This is a genomic window from Streptomyces sp. NPDC028910 (assembly GCF_055564955.1).
Genome location: NZ_JBVHVF010000001.1, coordinates 91,124 through 112,398 on the forward strand (window position 1 = coordinate 91,124; position 21,275 = coordinate 112,398).

A 21,275-nucleotide genomic window follows, 5' to 3' on the forward strand; every position below is an offset into this window, starting at 1 on the left:
CCGTGTCGGCGGAGTGTGACCTTCACCGCTCCTCGGGGTGGGGGTGTGCACATGGGTTACCCGCAAGTAGCATGTGTCGGGTGAGCGAGCGCTCAGCTACCTGAGCCGAGCGCCCCCGCGCGCAGCAGTGCACACCCGCACCTGGAGGAGAGCCAACGTGCCTCGTACCGTCAGGGACGTCGTCTTCGTCGACGGCGTCCGCACCCCGTTCGGCAAGGCGGGCCCGAAGGGCATCTACCACGAGACCCGCGCCGACGACCTCGTCGTGAAGGCGATCCGGGAGCTGCTGCGCCGCAACCCGGACCTGGACCCCAAGAAGATCGACGAGGTCGCCATCGCCGCGACCACGCAGATCGGCGACCAGGGCCTCACGCTGGGCCGTACGGCCGGCATCCTCGCGGGCCTCCCGCAGTCCGTCCCGGGGTACTCCATCGACCGCATGTGCGCCGGCGCGCTGACCGCCGTGACCGCCGTCGCGGGCGGCGTGGCCTTCGGTGCGTACGACGTCGCCCTCGCCGGCGGTGTCGAGCACATGGGCCGCCACCCCATGGGTGAGGGCGTCGACCCGAACCCGCGCTTCGTCTCCGAGAAACTGGTCGACGAGTCCGCCCTGTTCATGGGCATGACCGCCGAGAACCTGCACGACCGGTACCCGACGATCACCAAGCTCCGCGCCGACGAGTACGCCGTGCGCTCCCAGGAGAAGGCCGCCAAGGCGTACGCCGACGGCAAGATCCAGCAGGACCTGGTCCCGATCTCGGTGCGCAACACCAACGAGGCGGCCGGTGAGACGGGCTGGGGCCTGGTCACCTCCGACGAGCCGATGCGCCCGGGCACCACGCTGGAGAACCTGGCCGGCCTGAAGACCCCGTTCCGTACGCACGGCCGGGTCACCGCGGGCAACGCCGCCGGTCTCAACGACGGTGCCACCGCCGCGATCATCGCGTCCGAGGACTTCGCCCGCGAGAACAACCTCCCGGTCAAGATGCGCCTGGTCTCGTACTCCTTCGCGGGTGTCGAGCCCGAGGTCATGGGCTACGGCCCGATCCCGGCCACCGAGAAGGCCCTCGCCCAGGCCGGCCTGTCCATCGAGGACATCGGCCTGTTCGAGATCAACGAGGCCTTCGCCGTGCAGGTGCTGGCCTTCCTGGAGCACTACGGCATCGCCGACGACGACGCCCGCGTGAACCAGTACGGCGGCGCCATCGCCTTCGGCCACCCGCTCGCCTCCTCCGGCGTCCGTCTGATGACGCAGCTGGCCCGCCAGTTCGAGGAGCAGCCGCACGTCCGCTACGGCCTGACCACCATGTGCGTCGGCTTCGGCATGGGCGCCACGGTCATCTGGGAGAACCCGAACTTCAACGCCGAGGGAGACTCCAAGTGAGCACCACCGCCACCGCTGAGCTCCTGAAGGGCGCGGCCGAGCTGTTCCCGGACGAGGTCGTGACGTCCGCGCACGTCCGCCACCTGGACCTGCCGTTCGGCGCCGGGCGCTTCGCGCTCATCACGCTGGACAACGGCTTCGACCACACCAAGCCGACCACCTTCGGCCCGCAGTCCCTCGCCAACCTGAACGCGGCGATCGACCAGGTCGAGCAGGAGGCCCTCGCGGGCTCCATCGTCGGCGCGGGCATCACCGGCAAGCCGTTCATCTTCGCGGTCGGCGCCGACCTCAAGGGTGTCGAGCTGCTGAAGAAGCACGACGAGGCGCTCGCCATCGGCAAGGGCGGCCACGACGTCTTCAAGCGCCTGTCGGCGCTGGCCGTCCCCACCTTCGCGTACTACAACGGCGCGGCGATGGGCGGCGGTGTCGAGGTCGGTCTGCACTGCACCTACCGCACCGTCTCGAAGGCCATCCCGGCCTTCTCGCTGCCCGAGGTCTTCCTCGGTCTGGTTCCGGGCTGGGGCGGCTGCGCCATCCTCCCGAACCTGATCGGCGCGGAGCGCGCGGTCTCGGTGATCATCGAGAACTCGCTCAACCAGAACAAGCAGCTGCGCGGCAAGCAGGTCTTCGACCTGGGCATCGCGGACGCGCTGTTCGAGGGCGCGGACTTCCTGGAGCAGTCCCTCCTGTGGACCGCGAACGTCCTGAACGGCACCACCGAGGTCGTACGCGACGAGATCGACCGCGGCGAGGCCTGGGACGCGGCCGTCGCCAAGGGCCGCTTCATCGCGGACTCCAAGGTGCACGGCGCCGCTCCGGCCGCCTACCGCGCGCTGGACATCATCGCCGCGGCCAAGGACGGCGACCTGCAGAAGGGCTTCGACGCCGAGGACACGGCCCTGGCCGACCTCATCATGGGCGGCGAACTGCGCTCCGGCATCTACGCCTTCAACCTGGTCCAGAAGCGCGCCAAGCGCCCGGCCGGTGCCCCGGACAAGTCCCTGGCCCGTCCGGTCACCAAGGTCGGTGTCGTCGGCGCGGGCCTGATGGCCTCGCAGCTGGCGCTGCTCTTCCTGCGCCGCCTGGAGGTGCCGGTGGTCCTCACCGACATCGACCAGGAGCGCGTGGACAAGGGTGTGGGCTACGTCCACGCGGAGATCCAGAAGCTGCTCGGCAAGGGCCGGATCAACCAGGACAAGGCCAACCGCCTGACCGCCCTGGTCACCGGCGTCCTGGACAAGGCCGAGGGCTTCGCGGACGCGGACTTCATCATCGAGGCCGTGTTCGAGGAGATGTCCGTCAAGCAGAAGGTGTTCGCCGAGGTCGAGGCGGTCGCCCCGGCGCACGCGATCCTCGCCACCAACACCTCCTCGCTGTCGGTCTCCGAGATGGCCTCCAAGCTCCAGCACCCGGAGCGCGTGGTCGGCTTCCACTTCTTCAACCCGGTCGCGATCCTCCCGCTGCTGGAGATCGTCCGCGGTGAGCAGACCGACGACGCCTCGCTGGCCACGGCCTTCGGTGTCGCCAAGAAGCTGAAGAAGACCGCTGTTCTCACCAAGGACGCCCCGGCGTTCGTCGTGAACCGCATCCTGACCCGCTTCATGGGCGAGATCCAGAACGTCATCGACGAGGGCACCCCGGTGGTCACCGCCGAGAAGGCCATCGAGCCGCTCGGCCTGCCGATGTCCCCGCTGGTCCTGCTGGAGCTCGTCGGCCCGGCGATCGGTCTGCACGTCTCCGAGACCCTGAACCGCGCCTTCCCGGAGCGCTTCACCGTCTCCCCCAACCTCAAGCGCGTCGTCGAGGCGGGCAAGCGCGGCTTCTACGTCTACGATTCCGGCAAGCCGGAGCTGGACCCCGAGGTCGCCGCCCTCCTGGTGCAGGGCGACGTCGTCCTGACCGAGGAGCAGGTCCGCGACCGCGTCCTGGACGCGGTGGCGCAGGAGATCGGCCTGATGCTGGAGGAGGGTGTCGTGGCCGAGGCCCAGGACATCGACCTCTGCCTCATCACCGGCGCCGGCTGGCCCTTCCACCTGGGCGGCGTGACGCCGTACCTGGACCGCGAGGGCGTCTCGGAGCGCGTGAACGGCAAGAAGTTCCTCGCCCCCGGCGTGGCGAGCGTCCCCGTCTAGCCCGTCGGCGCCTCACACCAGCGCACCCGGATGCCCGTTCGTGGAACCTGCACGGACGGGCATCCGTCCTTCCACGAAGCAATGTTCGCCTTGCTCGGCGACCGCACCCGGCCCGGCGGCGGCGGCAATGAGGAGCCGACTGCTCTCGGCCGGTGCCGCGAGCAGTCGTGGGGACTGCGGTCGCCCGCCGCGGGCCGTCACCACTCTGACCACCGACCGAGTGCCCCTTGTTTCCGCTCCTCTTTGCCTGCCGCGCGCCTCAGCACGCCGTCCGCGAGCACGATAGAGGTACACCCGTTCGGACTTGCACGTCTCCCTATAGTCTTGCCGCGGTGACGCGCCGCTCGGGCGACTCCGGACCCGACTGCGGGTGCGCCACGCACAAGGCCGCCCGCGGCGCCTTCCCCGTGATGGCGGTCACCATCGCACGACCGTCGATCTCCGGGACCAGAGGACACCTACCGCATGACTCAGGCAACCGACGCACCGCCGCGTTCCCGCAGGGTTCCCAGCAGGAGAAGCCGCAAGAAGCGGACATTGGTCTCCATATCACTGGCGCTGCTCGTCCTCCTGCTCATAGCCGGCGGCACCGGCTGGTGGGCGTACAGCCACCTCAACAGCAACATCGACAGCATCGACCTGGACCAGGCAATCGGCGTCGACAACCGGCCGGAGAAGGTCGTCGCCGGTGCGCAGAACATCCTCGTGCTGGGCTCCGATTCGCGCGCCGGGGCCAATGGTGACCTCGATCACGGCAATGTGAGCGGCGCCCGCTCCGACACCACGATGCTGGTGCACATACCGGAGGGCCGCGCCAAGGCGACCGCGGTCAGCATCCCTCGCGACACCCTGGTCACCCGGCCCGAGTGCAAGAACGAGGACGGCAAGACCGTGCCGTCCCAGAAGCGCGCAATGTTCAACAGCATTTTCCCGGCAGCCGGGGCCGCCTGCGTGGTCAAGACGGTGGAGGAGATGTCCGGTGTCCGCGTGGACCACTTCGTCGTGATCGACTTCGCCGGTTTCAAGGAACTGGTGGACGCCCTCGGCGGGGTGACCGTCAAGCTGGACAAGCCGATGACCGGAGCCAAGGGCGGCCTCAAGCTCGACGTGGGCGAACACAGGCTGAACGGCACCGACTCGCTCAAGTTCGTCCGTACCCGCTACGGCTACGGGGACGGCAGCGACCTCGGCCGCATCAGCCTCCAGCAGACCTTCATGATGGCGATGCTGAAGGAGATCAAGAACCAAGACGCCCTCGGCAACCCGGCCCGCCTCTACAAGCTCGCCGACGCCGGGACCAAGTCGCTGACCACCGACCGCGAACTCGCCTCGCTGACCGCGCTGGCCGACTTCGCGAAGAGCATGAAGGGCGTGGACCCGGACACGATGGAGACGATCATGCTGCCGGTCGCCTACGACAAGATCGACCCAAACCGTGTGATCCCCGCCGAGCCGCAGGTGACCCAGCTGTGGGAAGCCCTCCGCAACGACCAGAAGATTCCTGCCTCCGCGAAGGACTCCCCCGCCAAGGGCTGACAGTCGGCTGGGGCGCGTATCGGGTCGTGACCTGTTCAGGCGGCCGCGTCGTGGGCGGCGTCGACAGGCCAGGGGAATGGCCGTTCCCACAGGCTTATGATGTGGAGAATCCCGGAGGCACCTGCGGACACCGGGCTTGACTGAGGAGGGCACGGCACACATGCGCGGCAGAGGTGCGCAGACGGCGGATCGGCGGCCCCGATCCGGTGTCGACACTCACGTGCAGCCCGGTCGGAGATCCCTGACGGCTGTGGCCACCGGGGCGTGGTTGCTGCGCGGGAACGATGACCGGCTCGCGGTGTACGCGCTCGTCGAGGGTGGCGTGAACCGCTGGACGGAGACGGCAGTCGGCAGTGCGCGGTGGTCCCGGCCGGACTTCTTTCCCGCTGAAGGGCTGACCGACATCGCTGTCGCGCAGGGAGCGAATCGCTATGTGCACCTCCTCGGGCGCAGGGAGCAGGGTCGGAGCGAGGGCCTGCCGAAGGTCGACCTGATCCATGCCGTTCAGTACCAGTCCGGTAGGCCCCTCGGGGAATGGCGTTCCCTGGGCAACCCGTACCGCGACGCGAAGGACGCCGTGGCGCTCGGTGCGCCGACCGCCGCCGTCGACGGACAGGGCACGGTTCATGTCTTCGTCACTGGTGGTCCCGGCGGGGTCATGATGCGCCGGGATTCCAAGCGCGGGTCATGGGAGGCATGGAAGGACCTACGCGGCGGTGAGACCGTCGGAGGGCTGGCAGCCGCGGCGAATTCCGCAGGTCTCGTCGAACTCCTCGCACCGGGGCGGAGGTCGCTGATGCACTGGGTGCAGACCGGGCAGGGGGCTGACCTACGCCGAGCTGAGGACTTCATGCCTGTCCCGGCACCCGGTTCGGCAGCGTTCCTGGAAACCGCCACCGGCGTCCTCACCGCGTACTGGACCGACCAGAGCGGGACGGGCGTCTATGCGCAGCGGCCCGGCGAATGGGCTTTCCCTGTGGGTGGAGCCCCAGGGGAAGGATCCCACGCCACGCTCCGTGCGGCCGTCGACGGCTACGACTGCACGATCCTGGCTCACCGGGGGCGCACGGGAACAGCGCTGCTCGGTGTCTGCGGCACCGGCACAGAGGCCTCCGGCCTGTGGTGGACCGATACTGGAGTGCCCTGTGCCGGTACTCCCGCGCTGGCGTTGGACGGGCACGGACGGGTCGTCGTGGCGGCGGTACGGGAAGACCGCAGTGTTGTGGTGAGTCGACAGGGCTCGGAACCAGGTCTGGCCCTGTCCGACTGGGACCGGCTGCCGGACCGCTGAGCCCGCACACCCGCAGGCTGGTGATCCCCGGCCGTTGACAGGCCGTACATGGGGCCGCGCATTCCACCGAAAGCAACCCTTGAACAGGTTGTACTGGCGATCAGTGATGATCGCCACATGTCAACTTGCACTCACACATGGCCTTGACCTGGCCTTTAAGTGAACGTTTGTGTGAAACTCTCATGGATACCCGACGTACGGGTGTGTCGCAAGGGTGGTGAGCCCGCGCATGTGATGAAGCGAGCTTCTTCCGTTAGAGGGGCCTGCGTCGTATGACGCACGTTTTCCCTGAACGGTAGAGCCGCCAGGTATGGACGGGGAGATCCCTCTTGGGTGGCTCGGGCAATCCCGAAGCCGGTGCGCTGATTTCGGTGTACCGGTCTGCGGTCCCGGCCGGCGCAAGAGAGCGTCTGGTTCGGGGGATGCCGACACAGGTCCGCCGGGCAGTGAAATCGTCGCTCAATGCGGCCGACACCGTGCGATCGGCAACGGTGGTCTGGGCGATGGGCGGCAAGCGCAAGGCACCCCGTCACAGTGCGGCTTACAGCCAGCGAGTCGTCCGTGTCGGACGCCGCCACATGCGTGCGCTGATGGTCGAGGGCGTGACGGACTGGGCTGCTCGTGCACGCAATCTGGACATCGTCGTCTCTGTGCTGGAGGCGGCCGGCATCGACTACTTCTGCGTGCGGGGCACGGCCAGCGGACTACCCGCCGTTGCGGTACCCGCCGAGTTCCGCTCGGTGGTGGAGGAACTGCTCCAGTTGGCATTCGCGCAAGCCCCGGGCTACGTGGGGCCAACGGGTGGCAACGAGGCCCGAATGGAGCCTGGAAACGACGAACGGTCATGGCGTCAGCTGCGCAAGCACAAGGTGCTGCGGGTCGCGTGGTACGTGTGCGACCCGACTCAGCAGCTTGTCTTCGGTGCGGCCACCGGATGCGACCTGGAAATATGGTCCGAGCAGGACGGGGAGCTGAGGGCTCCCCGCCCCAATCGGGTCATCGGAGCCGTGCCGGCAGGTACCCCCCGCAAGTCGGCCCCGCAGAGTCTCTTCAGCCCCATACCCCCGGCCTACCACACGGGAGAGGCCCGGACCCTGGCCGAATTCGCGGTACGGCTCCCTGAAGATCACGCGTTCCCGATCGACGTCGTCTACACCTGGGTCGACGATTCGGACCCTGCCTGGCGGACGTCCCGGGACCGTGCGCGCCAGATGGTCGACAGAGGAGGGCTCCACGCGCAGGCGGCGAACGACTCGCGGTACACCAGCCGTGACGAGCTGCGCTACTCGCTGCGGTCGATCCATCAGAACGCGCCCTGGGTGCGCAACATCTATCTTGTGACGGCTGGTCAAATTCCATCCTGGCTGGCTACGCGGCACCCGAACCTCCATGTGGTGGACCACCGGGAGATTTTTTCTGACTTCACCGCCCTGCCCACGTTCAACTCGCATGCAATCGAGAGTCAACTGCACCATATTCCAGGACTCTCGGAATGCTTCCTCTATCTGAACGACGACGTATTCTTCGGCCGGCCGGTGACCCCTGGGCATTTCTTCCACCCGAACGGTATCACCAAATTCTTCACCTCGCCCGCGCTGATACCTGGCGGTGCAGTTTCTCCTTCCGATCTCCCTGTTGATGCCGCGGGAAAGAACAGCCGCTGGCTCATCGCGCAGAAGTTTGGTCTTGCCATCTCTCAGAAGATGAAGCACACGCCGCATGCGCTACGGAGAAGCATCCTCCAGGAAATCGAAGAGGAGTTCCCGGAGGAGCACACCGCCACCCAGCATTCGCGTTTCCGATCCCCTCGAGACGTTCCGATTGCCTCGTCCTTGCATCATTATTTTGCATACCATTCCGCGCGGGCAACGCTGGGCGAGATTCAGTATCGGTACATCGACCTCTCGGCCGATCTGGCCGAAAGGCGGCTGAATACGCTCCTCGCCAATCGGAACATGGACACCTTCTGCCTGAATGACACAGTGGCATCAGCCGACCCGCAGGCGCAAGGGGAAATGCTGAAGCGTTTTCTTGACTCATATTTTCCGGTGCCCAGCCCCTATGAAGCCACCGAGTACGACAAGGCTCCCGAACTGTGCGCAGAGCCGGAAAATACACTTAATGCCGCTGATCGCGAGTGAGTTCTGCTGACATGAATGCCTATGACGTCACGCTGGTGGTGCCGGTCTACAACGTAGAACAGTACCTCCAGGAATGCTTGGACTCCATCGAGGCGCAGACCGTTTTCGAGCGCTGCGAGATCCTGCTCATCGACAACGGCAGCACGGATGGCTCGTACCGGCTTTGTGCCGAGTTCGCCCATCGGCATGCCAACGTGACAGTACTCGTGCGCCACGGAGGTGGCGCCGGAGCAGCGCGGAACCTTGGGATGGACCGGGCCACCGGTGCACGCATCACATTCTGCGATTCCGACGACCTTCTCCCGCCCACGGCCCTCGAACGCATGCTGGACGCTTCGTTGGCGACCGGGGCCCAGGTCGTGGTCGGCGCGATGGAGACATTCCCGAAGCAGACCAACTGGGCTTGGAAGGGCCATTTCGGGAACGGTGACCGGACATTCGACAGTATTGCCGAGATGCCTGAACTCATACATAGCGCGAGCGCCTGCAACAAACTGTTCGAGCTCTCCTACCTGCGCTCCCACGGCATCCGTTTCGCAGAAGGCGTCCACTTCGAGGACGCCTATGTCGGCGTCTCCGCGCTCGTTCTCGCCACCCGCCTCGCGCTGGTCGACGAATGCATCTACAACTACCGCAAGCGCGCTGCGGGAAACTCGACCATGGACGCGATCTGGACGCGTCGGCAGAACTATTGGGACCATCTCTATCTGGTTGAATATCTGCACCGGCTGGGAGAGACGCTGCCGGAATCCTCACGAGCCGTGCTCGACCTCTTCCTTGTGCGGAGTTATCAGGGATTCGCGCTCAGGGCACCCGATCTCTTCCAAGGAGCGGAACTCGAAGAGATCTATGCCCGATGCCGGGCGATCTATCGGAACGTCTCTCCTGATGTGGTCGCCAGAGCCACCGCCGATGGCCGGCACCGAGTGGCCTATTTTGCGTTCATGACGGGAGATTTCGGCCTCTTCGCCGATAGGGCGGCCACGCTGCACAAGCTCTCGGCGCGCGACGGTCGTCCATACTTCGCCGACGAAGTTCCGGAACAGCTGTCCCCTGTGGCGGAAGCCACGCCCTTCACCGCCCATCTCGAGCACGTCCGCCAGGTGCCCGAAACAGGCATGCTGCGGATTTCCGGAAGGTTCGAGGTCTGTGGCATGCCCCTGGTCCGGCCCCTGCCAGGGCGCCTTGGCCTCCGCGTTCGGGGGAGTCGCCTGAGTGTGGCCGCCACGCAGGTCCGTCGGCGGGACATGAGGAACATCCGGCCCGACACGGAGTGGGGTGGTTTCACCGCGGACCTGCCCCTCGACGCCTTGCGACACGGGATGCACGACCTCGACTTCGTCCTTGACACCGGGGACGGCCAGGTGGTGACCCCGTGCTTGGTCGCTGCGGGTTTTCTGCGCGGCGCACGAGTCGTCGAACACCGCGCCATGCGGGTGGTGCCGCACTGGAGGGGAAAGAACCGGGCTGTCCTGATGGTCTCCGGAACCTCTCGGGGATTCGGCAAGCGAAGCTTCCGGAACGGTCTTCTCGTCAAGGACGCCAAGCACGTGCTGCGCAGACGGCCCTTCTGGAAAGAACGCCTTGCGCGGTTGCTCACGAGGCCACTGTTCTTCGGCAAGGACATCTGGCTGTTCGGTGAGCGGGGAGACACCGCGCAGGACAACGGCTGGCACCTCTTCAGGCACGCGCGGACCGCCGGGAAGCGGCGCGGGGCGTACTACATCATCCGAGCCGGCAGCCCCGACCGCGCGCACCTGGCAGGTCTCGGGCATGTCGTCGCCCACAGTTCCTGGAAGCACAAGCTCTTGATGTTGCACGCATCGGTACTGATCAATGCCTATGACGTCGATACCTACATGCTGCCCGACGGCTGGGACCGGACCCGCTATCTCAAGCACCTGAACTGGCGCGTGGGTGCCCGCCGGGTGTTTCTTCAGCACGGTGTGACGGACAAGGACGTCAGCAAGGGTCTGCATCGCAACCGCACGGGCGTCGACCTCATTCTCGCGGTGAGCCGGCACGAGGGCCGGTTCCTGTCGGAGGAACTCGGCTACGACGGCCAGGTGGCGGTCTCCGGTTTCCCTCGATTCGACGCACTGGTTCCCGAGCGCGGTGGGCGCCGGATCCTGTTCATGCCGACGTGGCGCGCCTACCTGACAGTCCCCTCATACAGTCGTGGAAGTGGCGGGCGTGAGGAGAAGCAGGCCATGCGCGAACGGTTCCTCTCCTCCACCTACCGAGATTTCATGGTCCGTTTTCTGAACGACCCCGACCTGCTGGCCGCATTGGAGCAATTCGACTACACGCTGGACTTTCTCCCTCATTACGAAATGCGCGCGATGGTCGGCGAGATGACACCACGGGAGCAACATCGGGTGAGGGTCATGGACCAGAACGAGGTCACAGTGCAGGATGCAATGCGGAGATGCGATCTCTTCATTACGGACTGGTCTTCCACTGCCTTCGACGTCGCTTACCTCGGAACCCCACTGGTCTACGCGCAGTTCGATGCCGAGGAATATTGGGGCGGGCATTACCAAAAGGGATATTTCGATGCGCGGCGTGATGGATTCGGGCCGGTTGGTGAATCCGTCGGGGAAGTGGTGAGAGAAGTGATTCGCTATATGCAGGCAGGCTGCGAAAGGGAACCCCAGTACCTGCGAAGAGTGGAGGCATTTTTCGAGCACCAGGACCGGGAGAACAACGTGAGGGCATCCGACGCGATCGAACGACTCGTCCGGACCTGAATTACCTATGCCGCCCGTCAGGAGGAAATATGTCCCAAGGTAACCATGACGTCACCATCGTCGTGCCATTTCGCGATGTCCAGAAATTCTTTCCGGAGTTTCTGGACTCGGTGGCCGCGCAGACGGCACTGTCACGCGCGCGGGTCATTCTCGTCGACAACGGGAGCACCGATAGTTCGGTGAGCATCGCCCATGATTTCGCGAGCCGGCACTCCAATGTCGAGCTGGTGTCGCAGCCCCAGGGCAGGGCCGGCGACGCCCGCAATATGGGCATGGACATGGCCACGAGCCCGTACATCGTCTTCTGGGACGCCGACGACATCGTGCCCGCGCGGGCCCTGGAAGTACTGCGGAACACGATCATCAAGACCCGGGCCACGGTGGTCGTGGGCCGCGAGAAGCGCATACCGAAGCCGGTCAACTCGCCCTGGCACAGGTACTTCGGCAAGTCCGTCAAGACGACGGGCAGCATCGTCGACGTCCCCGACCTGATCCACTCGGCATCCTGCTGGAACAAGATATTCGATCTCGATCTGCTGCATTCCCGGGGAATCCGGTTCGGTTCCGGTACCGCCTTCGAGGACGCCTACGTCTCCATCCCCGCGCTGCTCGCGTCGGAGTCCATCGCGCTGGTCGACGCGCCTGTCTACGAGTACCGCAGCCGCGGTGACGGCACGTCCGTCATGGACACCATCTGGGACCTTCCGCAGAACTACGTGGACCATCTGGTGATGCTGGAGTACCTTGCGGCGATGCGCGCGGGGCTCTCGCCCTACCAGCAGGAGACACTGGAGCGGTTCCTGATCCGCAGCATGCAGGGTTTCCTGCTGCGGGCCCCTTCGGTCCTGAGCGAGGCCGACTGCCGGCATCTCTTCGAGCGCTGTCGCGCGGTCTACTGGGGCATCACCTCCGAGCAGTTCGCCCTCAGCACGCTTGACACCAGGCACCGTCTCCCCTACCTCGCCCTGCACTTCGGGGACTTCGACCTCTTCTACCGCCCGGCGTCCGTCCTCGGACCGCTCTACGGGCGCGAGGTGGACCTCTACATCGACTACCCGGGAAGCTCCTGGGCACTCCCCCTCACCAAGGTCACGTCGGTTTCCGCCCGCGTCGAGGGAATCGCGGACGGCGGGGGCGGGAGCACTGTCGTCCACGGGCGGTTCTCGATCAATGGGATGCCCGACGAGCTGCTGGAGAAGGTCGAGCTGAAGGTCTGGTTCGAGCGGAGCGGGAAGACCGTGCCGGCGGTGAACCACGGACTGGTCCACAACGCGGCGGGCCAGTCCGGGGCGACCTTCAGCGTCACCCCCGACCTCCGCGAGTTCCCGGCGGGATCCTTCCCCATCCGGCTCGTGCTGTGCACCCCGGGGCGGGACGTGTCACGGCCCTGTGCCGTCTCCCCGGCCCTGTCCCAGCAGACGCGCGTCGGCGGGTTCAACGGTCTCGCGAGCATCAGGGCCGAAGGCGGCACCGCCCGACTCGTCATCGAGTCCAACCAGCTCTGATCAGGACCACTCCAGAAATGGGGTATGTCGCAAGAAACAGGAGTCTTACGTGTTTGATCCCGTCTACGACGTTGCCATCGTCGTACCCATCTACAACGTGGAGAGGTACCTCCAGGACTGCTTGGACTCGCTGGCGCACCAGACGATCTTCGGCCGCACCCAGGTCATCCTGGTCGACAACGGCAGCGAGGACGGTTCCTTCGCGATCGCGGCCGCGTTCGCCGCGGAGCACCAGAACGTATGGGCCTTCATCCACTCCGAGGGGAAGGCGGGTGGCGCCCGCAATGCCGGAATGGACCTGGCCAGCGCCCGGTACATCACCTTCTGCGACTCCGACGACGTGCTGCCCCACGACGCGCTCGAAACCATGTGGCAGACCATGGTCAAGGAGGGCGTGCCGCTCGCCATCGGCCGGATGGAGACCTTCCCGAAGCCGACCAACTGGCCCTGGCTCCGCTACTTGGAGAAGAACGCCCAGGTCCATCCCGGGATCGAGAACATCCCGGAGATGATCCACGCCGGGAGCGCGTGCCACAAGATGTTCGACGTCGAGTTCCTCCGGGCCAACAACATCCGGTTCCGTGAGGGCGTGCACTTCGAGGACGCGTTCTTCGTGGTCCCGGCCATGCTGCTCGCGGACCGCATCGCGACGGTCCCCAAAACGGTGTACAAGTACCGCAAGCGGGCCACGGCGGACTCCACGATGGACAAGCTGTGGGACCGCAAGGCGAACTACTGGGACCACCTCCTCCTGGAGGAGTACCTGATGACGCTGCGCCCCCGCCTGTCGGGGCACCGCCAGGAGGTGCTCAACCGGTTCCTGGTGCGCAGCTACCAGGGCTTCGCGCTCCGCGCGCCCCAGGTCATGGATGAGGCGGAGCTGTTCCAGCTCTTCGAGCGGGCCCGCGCGGTCTACACCCAGCTGACCCCCGACTCGGTCGTCGCCTCCACCATCGACACCCGCCACCGGGTGCCGTTCCTGGCGATGTACATGGGCTGGTTCGAGCTCTTCGCCCGCCCGGAGCAGGTGATCAGCGGGGTCTACGGACGCGGTGGGGACCTCTATCTCGACCTCTCCGTGCCGAGTGCGCTGATCCCGCTGGCCAAGGTCTCCTCCTCCAGCGTGCACGTGGAGCGCATCCAGGCCGACCACGCCGCCAACGGGGTCCTCGTCGCCGGCCGGTTCGTCCTCAACGGCCTTCCGATGAACAGCCCCATGCGCAATCCCATCAAACTGTGGGTGGAGAAGAGCGGCCAGCTGGTGGAGGCCCGTCAGGTCCGGCGCAGCGACCTGAAGGCCACCCGCGAGGACCTGGAGTGGGGCGGATTCGAGGCGGTCATTCCCGTGGGGGCCGTGAAGACCGGCGAGTTCCCCCTGAAACTGGTGTTCTGCACCTCCGGACGTGACGTCTCACGCCCCTGCATGATCACCGTCGCGATGCTGCGCGGGGCCCGCGGGATGAAGGTCGCCGGCCGCTGGGTCCTGCCGCTGTCGAAGGGCAAGGACAACGCCGTCCTGGTCGTCCGGGAGGCGCAGGGCGCCGGGGGCGACAAGGCCTGGGAGGACTACCTCGAAGGCCTGGACCGCGACCAGAAGAAGCGCAAGGCCCCCTTCTGGCGCGCGCGTTCCATCAAGCGCGCCACCGCCTCGTACTTCCGGCGCAAGGAGATCTGGCTCATCGGCGAGCGCAAGGACACCGCGCAGGACAACGGCTTCCACCTCTTCACCTACCTGCGCACGCACGAGCGCCGCCGCAAGGTCTACTACATCATCGACAAGGACAGCGCGGACCACGCGAAGCTCAAGGGCCTGGGCAACGTGGTGGCGCACAGCTCGTGGAAGCACAAGCTGCTCATGCTCCACGCGACACTGCTGATCAACGCCTATGACATCGATTCGTACATGCTCCCCGACGGATGGGACCGTACGAAGTACCTCAAGCACCTCAACTGGCGGGTGGGGGCCCGCAGGGCCTTCCTCCAGCACGGGGTAGCCGACGAGGACCTCAGCCAGGCCCTGCACCGCAACCGGACCGGCGTGGACCTGTTGCTCACGTCGGGCGACCGGGAGGCCGGCTACTTCGCCGACCACATGCACTACGGGGACAAGGTCAAGCTGCTCGGCCTCCCTCGTTTCGACGCGTTGCAGCCCGACCGCGGCGGCCGCCGGGTCCTGCTGATGCCCACTTGGCGCAAGTACCTGACGATCCCCTCCTACCTCCAGCAGGAGGGGGCCGACCAGGACGCCGTGAACGAGATCTTCCGGGTGTCGACCTACCGGGAGTTCATGGTGCGGCTGCTGCGCGACCCGCGGCTCATGAAGGCGCTGGAGTACTACGACTACGTCCTCGACTTCCTGCCGCACTACGAGATGCGGAACATGATCGACGGGGTCGTGCCGGACCACCCCCGCGTGCAGCGCCTGGATCAGACGAAGATCAGCGTCCAGACCGCCCTGCGCCAGTGCGACCTGTTCATCACGGACTGGTCCTCCGTCCACTTCGACGTGGCCTACCTCGGCACGCCGCTCATCTACGCACGCTTCGATCCGGACGAGTACTGGGAGAAGCACGCGCGGAAGGGGTACTTCGAGGCAGAGCGCGACGGCTTCGGGCCGGTGTGCAGTGATGTGGACCAGGTCGTCAACGAAGTGATCCGCTACCTCGGCAACCGCTGCGTGCGCGAACCGGAGTACGGCCGGCGCGCACAGGCGTTCTTCGCCTTCGAGGACCGGAACAACTGCGCCCGAGCAACGGCCGCGCTCGTGGAACTCGCAGCAGCGGACCGGTGACGCCACTGCCGCGCTCGGGGACGGCCATGCCTGCGAGGAGCATCACCGTACGTATGACCGTCATCCGGGCCGTCGTTCTCCGGGCCGGACGCACACCGGCCCGGCCCGGTCGAAACGGTAGGGGGAGCGCGTCGTGAAGGCCTCTTTCAGTGCACGACGCCGGCTCGGGCTCGCGATCGGTCTCGTCTTCGTGGCCTGTTCGGCGATCGTGGCCGCGTTGCTGATGTCCTCGTCCCCGCCGGAACCGAGGTCCGCCCCGTACGGGGGCAGCCGTATGCCTCTGGGACCTGACGGGCTGAAGACGCAGGCGAGCCCGGTGAAGACGTTGGCGGACGGCGTCAGCTATCAGACGTACAGCCAGGGCACCGCATCGGACCGGTGGACCGTCTGGGTACGACGGGACGGGGTCGAGACGTTCGGCAGCGAGAGCGCCGCGAAATCGTTCGTCGGCGAGTTGGCTGCCGACGGCTTCACCGCGACCCTCGCCACGTTCGTCTCCCCCGCCTCCTCCGACACCCCCAGCGCGTTGGTCGGCTACGGCGTGCGGGTCGGCTCCTTCCCTCCCGAGAACAAGTCCACGGCCGACCGGCTCGCGGGCCAGGTCCGCAAGGCGGGGTTCGGCGCCCGGGTCGTCTCCACCGCTCTGGACGGGAAGCCGAGCAACGGACCGTGGAAGGTGCACGTCGTCCGGGTCGCCCCGACGGCTGACGTCAGCATCAAGGCGGTGCACGGCAAGGACATCGTGTCGTCGGAGACGGTACGCAGTATGGCGGGGTCGAGCCGGGCCCTCGCGGCGATCAACGGCTCGGAGTTCGACATCCGCACCTCGCCCGCCTTCTCCGGTTTCGAAGGAGTGCCGCAGGGGCTGTACGTGAAGGACGGCGCCCTGTTGGGAGCTGCCAACAACGGGCGTACGGCCCTGCTGCTCCAGGGCGGGGACGCCCGCGCTCGGGTCACCGAGACCACCTCCGCCCTCCAGGTGACGGCACCTGACGGCAAGGTCCACGCTGTCGACGGAGTCAACCGGGTGCCCGGACGCGTCGCGGGCTGCGGTGGCGTGGGGGGAGACCGGTACAAGCTCGACGGGACCTCGAAGCCGACGCTGGGGCCTTGGCGCAACCAACTCTGTCTGGATCCCGACGAGATCGTGATGTTCCGCCCGGAGTGGGGTCGTTCGACTCCGGCTCCGAGCAAGAAGACCGACAGCGTGGACGTCGTCATGAACGGTGAGGGCATGGTCAACGAAGTCCGCTCGCCGGCCGGCGGCGCCATCCCCGCCGGATCCCGCGTGCTCCAGGGCATAGGTACCGGCGCCGAGTGGCTGAAGGCCAAGGCGGCGGTCGGTGCCGTGCTCAGGATCGACACGTCGATCAAGGACGCCGAGGGCAAGCTCGTGTCCGGCCCAGCCCTTTCGGCGGTGGCGGGTGGCGGCCCCGCGCTGGTGAGGGACGGGGAGATCTTCGTGAACACCGCTGCCAACGGTCTGACGGGCTTCACCGGGAAACCGAACACCACGCTGGTCCAGCGTCATCCCCGCACCATGGCAGGGGTCACCGCCTCCGGGGAGGTGCTTCTGGTGACCGTCGACGGGCGTGCTGTCGAGAACAGCATCGGCGTCACCTGGCCGGAGGCCGCGGCGGTGATGAAGTGGCTGGGAGCCACCGAAGCGATCGGGCTGGGCAGCGGGGGTGACACCACGATGGTGATCGACGGGTCCGTGGCCAATCGCCCCATGGACGACTGGGGTGCACGGTCGACCGAACGGAAGGTCAGCAACGCGCTGGTGGTGGTGCCACGAGGCTGAGCCTTGTGCTGAGGAACGGCATCGTTCCCTCCCCACGAGGACGCGGATGATGCGGCTGAGCAGGGTGTTCGCGGCCCGCAGGCGCTCGTGCACCCCGGCCGCGGGCCGGCCGGCGGCCCAGCCGCAGGCCGACCAGTTGTGGGACGCCCTGCGCAACGACAAGCCGATACCGGCCTCGGCGAAGAAGTCTCCCGCCAAGGCCGGCTGAATCCGCTCCGGTTGTCCGTCGCCGGGTGTCAGGCCCCCGGCGCCGGGGGCTTCGGCTGCGTGTCCGGGGTCTCGGGGACGACCTCACCGGGGGCGACCCCGCTCTCCCGGCCCAGCCGGCTGTTCCAGACGCCGTAGAAGGAGTAGAGGACGAAGCCGCCGGCCATCCAGATGCCGAACCGGGCCCAGGTGTCGACCGGCAGGTTCAGCATCAGCCAGACCGAGGCCGCGATCGACAGGATGGGGATCACCGGCACCCACGGGGTACGGAAGGCGCGGTGCAGTTCGGGGCGGGTGTGACGCAGGATCATCACGCCGAGCGCGACGACCACGAAGGCGAAGAGCGTACCGATGTTCACCAGTTCGGCGAGCTCCTCCAGGCTGACGAGGCCGGCGAGGAAGGCGATCAGCACGCCGAGCAGGATGGTCGCCCGGTAGGGGGTGCGGTACTTCGGGTGGGTGACGGAGAAGACGCGTGGCAGCAGTCCGTCACGGCTCATCGCGAAGAACACCCGGGTCTGGCCCAGCAGCAGGATCATGCAGACGGTGATCAGGCCGACGGAGGCGCCCAGGCTGATGGCACCGGCGAAGAAGGGCTGGTCCACCGATTTGAAGGCTTCGGCGAGCGGGGCGCTGGCAGACATCTGCGTGTAGTGCTGCATGCCGGTGACCACCACGGTCACGGCGACGTACAGGATCGTGCAGATGAGCAGCGAGCCGATGATGCCGCGCGGCATGTCCCGCTGGGGGTTCTTGGTCTCCTCGGCTGCGGTGGCCACGACGTCGAAGCCGATGAAGGCGAAGAAGACCAGCGAGGCCGCGGTGAAGATGCCCATGACGCCGAAGTTGGTGGGCTCGTAGCCGAACAGCACCTGGATCAGCGGCGCATGCCCGCCCTCGCCCGCGGCCTGCGGCTGGGCCGGCGGCACGAACGGCGAGTAGTTGTCGGCCTTGATGAAGAACATGCCGGCGACGATGACCATCAGCACGACGGTGACCTTGATGGCGACGACGATCGCCGTGATCCTGGCCGAGAGCTTCGTCCCGATGAGCAGGATCCCGGTCAGCGCCAGGATCAGAACGAAGGCCAGCAGGTCGAACTGCCCGCCCGCGTCGCGCCCGGACAGCACGACGGGCATGTCCCAGCCGAGGTTGGTCTCCATGAGGTTGCGCACGTACCCGGACCAGCCGACGGCGACCACCGCGGTGCCGAGGGCGAATTCCAGCACCAGGTCCCAGCCGATGATCCAGGCGGGTACCTCACCGAGGGAGGCGAACGAGAACGTGTACGCCGAGCCGGCCACCGGCACGGTGGAAGCGAACTCGGCGTAGCAGAGCGCCGCGAGGACGCAGACGATGCCCGCTGCCACGAAGGAGAGGGCGGTGGCGGGTCCGGCGTTGTTCCGGGCCGCGATACCGGTGAGGACGAAGATGCCGGTGCCGATGATGACACCCACACCGAACACCGTCAGGTCCCACGCGGAGAGCGACTTGCGGAGGGCGTGTTCCGGCTCCTCCGTGTCGCGGATGGACTGCTCCACCGTCTTGGTGCGGAAGGGGCTGTTCATATCCCTGCTCACCGACGCACCTCCGAGGGTGTCGACGCACGCGAACGGGCCGGGAGGCCCACCCCCTCAGGGTGATCTCCCGGCCCGTGACGTGCAACCGCGCGTCGATCGGACGGACTAGTCGCAGGCGGCGGCCGGCTCGCTGTCGTAGCGGCCGTCCAGCTTGGCCACCAGGCCGGTGACCTGCCGTGCGATGTCGGGAGCGGTCAGCCCGATCTCGGCCATGACCTCCTTGCGGGAGGCGTGGTCGAGGAACCGCTGCGGAATGCCGAAGTCGCGCAGCGGTACGTCGACGCCCGCGTCCCGAAGCGCCTGCGAGACGGCGGAGCCCACGCCTCCGGTGCGGCCGTTGTCCTCGACGGTGACGACCACGCGGTGGCGCTCGGCGAGCGGGGCGATGGCCTCGTCCACCGGCTTGACCCAGCGGGGGTCGACCACGGTCGTGGTGATGCCCTGCTTGTCCAGCAGGTCGGCGATGTCCAGGCACATCGGGGCGAGCGCGCCGACCGAGACGAGCAGTACGTCCGGACGGGTGACGTCGGCGCCGGGAGCGCGCAGCACGTCCATGCCGCCGACCTTGCCGACGGCCGGGACGGCCGGGCCGACGACGCCCTTGGAGTAGCGCACGACGGTCGGGGCGTCCTTGACCTGGACGGCCTCGCGGAGCTGGGCCCGCAGCTGCTCGGCGTCACGCGGGGCGGCGAGGCGCAGCCCCGGCACGACCTGCATGATCGACATGTCCCACATGCCGTTGTGGGAGGCACCGTCCGTACCGGTGACGCCGGCCCGGTCCAGGACGAAGGTCACCCCGCATTTGTGCAGGGCCACGTCCATCAGGACCTGGTCGAAGGCGCGGTTGAGGAAGGTGGCGTACACCGCGAAGACCGGGTGGGCGCCGCCGGTGGCGAGGCCCGCCGCCGAGGTGGCGCCGTGCTGCTCGGCGATGCCGACGTCGAAGATCCGGTCCGGGAAGGCGTCGGCGAACTTCTTCAGGCCGACCGGCTGGAGCATGGCCGCGGTGATCGCGACGATGTCCCTCCGCTCCTTGCCGAGCTTGACCATCTCGTCGGCGAAGACGGAGGTCCAGCTGGCGGCGTCGGTGGAGACCGGCAGGCCGGTGTCCGGGTGGATCGGGCCGATGCCGTGGAAGCGGTCGGCCTCGTCCTGCTCGGCGTGCGTGTAGCCGCGGCCCTTCTGGGTGAGGCAGTGCACGATGACCGGGCCGCTGAAGCGCTTGGCGCGCGTGAGGGCGGACTCCAGTGCCTCGATGTCGTGGCCGTCGATGGGGCCGATGTACTTGAGCCCGAGGTCCTCGAACATGCCCTGCGGGGCGATGAAGTCCTTCAGGCCCTTCTTGGCCCCGTGCAGGGTCTCGAAGAGCGGCTTCCCGACGACCGGGGTGCGCTCCAGGATCTCCTTGCCGCGGGCCAGGAAGCGCTCGTAGCCGTCCGTGGTGCGCAGGGTCGCGAGGTGGTTCGCGAGGCCGCCGATGGTGGGGCCGTACGAGCGCTCGTTGTCGTTGACGACGATGACCAGCGGGCGGTCCTTGGCGGCGGCGATGTTGTTCAGCGCCTCCCAGGCCATACCGCCGGTCAGCGCGCCGTCGCCGATGACGGCGGCGACGTGGTGGTCCTCGCGGCCCAGTACCTCGTTGGCCTTGGCCAGGCCGTCGGCCCAGCCCAGCACGGTGGAGGCGTGGGAGTTCTCGATCACGTCGTGGTCGGACTCGGCGCGCGAGGGGTAGCCGGACAGGCCGCCCTTGGCGCGCAGGTTGCCGAAGTCCTGGCGGCCCGTGAGCAGCTTGTGGACGTAGGCCTGGTGGCCGGTGTCGAAGAGGACCTTGTCCCTGGGCGAGTCGAAGACCCGGTGCAGGGCGATCGTCAGTTCGACCACCCCGAGGTTGGGGCCGAGGTGCCCGCCGGTCTTGGAGACGGCGTCGACGAGGAAGGACCTGATCTCGGCGGCGAGCTGTTCGAGCTCCTCCTGACTGAGCCGGTCCAGATCGCGCGGTCCCTTGATGCGGGTCAGCAGCACCCGTGCCTCCTTGCAGTTGCTTGCTGGTCTGTCGAGTCTAATGTTCCGCTCGCGGGCTCGGTCATCGGGCCGCCCCCCGCCGGGCAACACATTTGTCATACATGTACGCGCCGCCGCGCGGCCACACATCGC

The 21,275-nt window shown here is 67.2% G+C and carries 12 protein-coding genes; 10 read left to right on the forward strand and 2 right to left on the reverse strand.

What is annotated here, in order from left to right; translation table 11 throughout:
• Positions 1-157: 157 nt before the first annotated feature.
• The 10 genes from ACZ4TV_RS00425 (at position 158) to ACZ4TV_RS00470 (ending at position 17,542) form a co-directional block, all read left to right on the forward strand.
• Positions 158-1,384 carry a thiolase family protein gene (locus tag ACZ4TV_RS00425; RefSeq protein ID WP_468129110.1) on the forward strand — a complete coding sequence of 409 codons (1,227 nt, stop codon included), beginning with the start codon at positions 158-160 and terminating at the stop codon, positions 1,382-1,384.
• Positions 1,381-3,516, forward strand: coding sequence for a 3-hydroxyacyl-CoA dehydrogenase NAD-binding domain-containing protein (locus tag ACZ4TV_RS00430; RefSeq protein ID WP_468129112.1), 2,136 nt, complete (start codon positions 1,381-1,383; stop codon positions 3,514-3,516). Before ACZ4TV_RS00425 ends, ACZ4TV_RS00430 begins: the two co-directional genes overlap by 4 nt.
• 465 nt (positions 3,517-3,981) lie before the next feature.
• Complete coding sequence (locus tag ACZ4TV_RS00435) at positions 3,982-5,052, forward strand: LCP family protein (RefSeq protein ID WP_468129114.1); 1,071 nt, start codon at positions 3,982-3,984, stop codon at positions 5,050-5,052.
• A 250-nt stretch (positions 5,053-5,302) separates the two neighbouring features.
• On the forward strand, positions 5,303-6,343 hold the full coding sequence (locus ACZ4TV_RS00440; protein WP_468129116.1) for a PLL family lectin: 1,041 nt from the start codon (positions 5,303-5,305) through the stop codon (positions 6,341-6,343).
• 422 nt (positions 6,344-6,765) lie between these two features.
• Positions 6,766-8,484 carry a stealth family protein gene (locus ACZ4TV_RS00445; protein ID WP_468129118.1) on the forward strand — a complete coding sequence of 573 codons (1,719 nt, stop codon included), beginning with the start codon at positions 6,766-6,768 and terminating at the stop codon, positions 8,482-8,484.
• A gap of 11 nt (positions 8,485-8,495) precedes the next feature.
• Positions 8,496-11,234, forward strand: coding sequence for a bifunctional glycosyltransferase/CDP-glycerol:glycerophosphate glycerophosphotransferase (locus tag ACZ4TV_RS00450; protein ID WP_468129120.1), 2,739 nt, complete (start codon positions 8,496-8,498; stop codon positions 11,232-11,234).
• 29 nt (positions 11,235-11,263) lie between these two features.
• Positions 11,264-12,739 (forward strand): glycosyltransferase family 2 protein, encoded by a 1,476-nt coding sequence (locus ACZ4TV_RS00455; RefSeq protein ID WP_468129122.1) that lies wholly within the window; start codon positions 11,264-11,266, stop codon positions 12,737-12,739.
• A 49-nt stretch (positions 12,740-12,788) separates the two neighbouring features.
• Positions 12,789-15,530: a bifunctional glycosyltransferase/CDP-glycerol:glycerophosphate glycerophosphotransferase gene (locus ACZ4TV_RS00460; protein ID WP_468129124.1), complete on the forward strand. Its 2,742-nt coding sequence runs from the start codon at positions 12,789-12,791 to the stop codon at positions 15,528-15,530.
• 274 nt (positions 15,531-15,804) lie between these two features.
• Positions 15,805-17,334 (forward strand): phosphodiester glycosidase family protein, encoded by a 1,530-nt coding sequence (locus tag ACZ4TV_RS00465; protein ID WP_468129126.1) that lies wholly within the window; start codon positions 15,805-15,807, stop codon positions 17,332-17,334.
• A gap of 49 nt (positions 17,335-17,383) precedes the next feature.
• Positions 17,384-17,542 carry a hypothetical protein gene (locus ACZ4TV_RS00470; protein ID WP_468129128.1) on the forward strand — a complete coding sequence of 53 codons (159 nt, stop codon included), beginning with the start codon at positions 17,384-17,386 and terminating at the stop codon, positions 17,540-17,542.
• 28 nt (positions 17,543-17,570) lie between these two features.
• On the opposite strand, the gene ACZ4TV_RS00475 is transcribed toward ACZ4TV_RS00470, so the two are convergent.
• Together ACZ4TV_RS00475 and dxs are read right to left on the reverse strand one after the other, a co-directional pair.
• Positions 17,571-19,109, reverse strand: coding sequence for an amino acid permease (locus ACZ4TV_RS00475; RefSeq protein WP_468129881.1), 1,539 nt, complete (start codon positions 19,107-19,109; stop codon positions 17,571-17,573).
• 117 nt (positions 19,110-19,226) lie between these two features.
• Positions 19,227-21,143 carry a 1-deoxy-D-xylulose-5-phosphate synthase gene (dxs, locus tag ACZ4TV_RS00480; RefSeq protein WP_468129130.1) on the reverse strand — a complete coding sequence of 639 codons (1,917 nt, stop codon included), beginning with the start codon at positions 21,141-21,143 and terminating at the stop codon, positions 19,227-19,229.
• Positions 21,144-21,275 lie beyond the last annotated feature (132 nt).